The organism is Laedolimicola ammoniilytica, assembly GCF_025567165.1.
Lineage (GTDB): Bacteria > Bacillota > Clostridia > Lachnospirales > Lachnospiraceae > Laedolimicola > Laedolimicola ammoniilytica.
Genome location: NZ_JAOQKC010000054.1, coordinates 1 through 1,637 on the forward strand (window position 1 = coordinate 1; position 1,637 = coordinate 1,637).

Consider the following 1,637-nt stretch of genomic DNA (forward strand, 5'->3'; position numbering starts at 1 on the left):
CTTGGCTCTGGGCTTCTCAAACTTGATTTTCTGCAAGCCGTCATAGACAGGCTTCAAGTTTTGGAAAGCAGCGGAGCTGTCATAGAGCTGCTTGATTTCTTTCATTCGTGCGGTCTGCCCGTCCAGCGTTTTCTTCAAGCTCTCTGTGGTGGAGCTGTGTTCATTGACACGGCTTTCCAAATCTTCAAGGTTGTAAATGCCGTTTGCCCGGAGATAATTGAAAGTCTCGTTCATCTCCTTTAGGTTGCTGATTTTGCCTTTCTGGGAATAAGCCCCGGCTTTGCGCTGGGTGTAGTAGGCGTTCAGCAGAGAAACAAGGTTGGGTGCCTGCGGCTTGGCAAGCTCCGCTTTTGCTTCGGCAATCCAATCAAACAGGAGAGCGATTTTCTTCTTGATGTCCCGGATAACGGCATTGGTTGCTCTGATCCAGCGGTTGAACTCGCCTTTCTCGGTGCGTATGCCTTTCTTCTCCATTGCCCGGACGGTTGCGCCCTCATGGACGGTGGGAAGAAGCTCCACGCCCTGACGCTCATAGCTTCGGTGGTCGATACGAACATCAAGCCCTTTCTCCGCAAACTTGGCGTTGCATAGTTCCGCCCATGTCTGCCGCCAATGTTCCAGCGTTTCGGGACTGCCCCAGTCGGTAGTGGGAACGGCGTTGAAAACAAACTCGCCGTTCTGGTCCCGGATACGGTTGCCGTCCTCGTCCAGCTCATACACCCGGCGTTGCTTTAGCCCCCATTTGCCGTTCTGCTCGATGGGGCGGATAGGGCAAAGCACATGAAAATGTGGATTGGGTATGCCGCCGTCCTCCCGGTCTGGCTGGTGTACGGCGAGGTCAACCACCATGCCCCGGCTCACAAAGTTCTCCAATAAAAATTGCCTTGCAAGAGCGATGTTTTCCTCAAGGGAAAATTCATTCTGCAAGGCAATGTCAAAGCTGTATGCAAGCTGGGCGTTCTTTCCACGCTCGGCTTTTTCCACGGCGTTCCATAGGGTCTGGCGGTCTGCGTATTCGGGCGGTGCATGGGACGGCAGGAGAATGTCAGAGCAGATCACGCCGCCCTTGCGGGTGTAGTCGCTGTATTCGCCGTAATACTCGCTATACAATCGCTCCCCGGCACGGTAGGCGGCAGAAGCAATAGCGGACTGTCCTGCGCTTCGCTTAGTCTGCGTGACGCTCAGATGAAATAGTGCCATCGGCTTTCAGCTCCTTTTCTCTGTTCGCTTGGTTGGTGTGAGTAATCGCCATGTGCCGGACGGCTCGCTGGACTTCGGACAGAGAAAAGATGTGTTCCATCAGCTCTGTCATTTCGGTGCGTGTGAGATCTTTGACCTCCGGGGCAAGGCTCTCAATCGTGCCGCCCAGATTGCAAAGGCGGTGGGTGCGCTTGGTGCGTTCGCCTTTCTCCAGATACTTCTTTCTGTTCTCCAGACGCTCCAGCTTGTGCTTCTCCTGTGCAAGCTGCGTCTCAGCTCGTTCCTTTTCGGCTCGAAGCTGATCGAGGGTTTTCGGTTTTGTCATTGTGATTGACCTCCTTTTTTGATTTTTGGGATAAAAAATAGGCTTCGCCTATTCAACTCCCCTGCCCCTCATTCTTGAGGGGTGGGGGTTTCTTTTTCTTGCTTTTTCCTGC

General features: G+C 53.5%; 2 protein-coding genes. Both read right to left on the bottom strand.

The features are described from left to right. Positions 1 to 1,200, bottom strand: a 1,200-nt coding sequence (gene mobQ / locus OCV63_RS17300; RefSeq protein WP_158365443.1) for a MobQ family relaxase, incomplete at its 3' end; no start/stop codon positions are given. Continuing rightward, entirely contained in the window at positions 1,166 to 1,525 is a 360-nt protein-coding gene (locus tag OCV63_RS17305; RefSeq protein WP_002593329.1) for a DUF3847 domain-containing protein, read from the bottom strand. The genes OCV63_RS17305 and mobQ, both read right to left, overlap by 35 nt. Positions 1,526 to 1,637 lie beyond the last annotated feature (112 nt).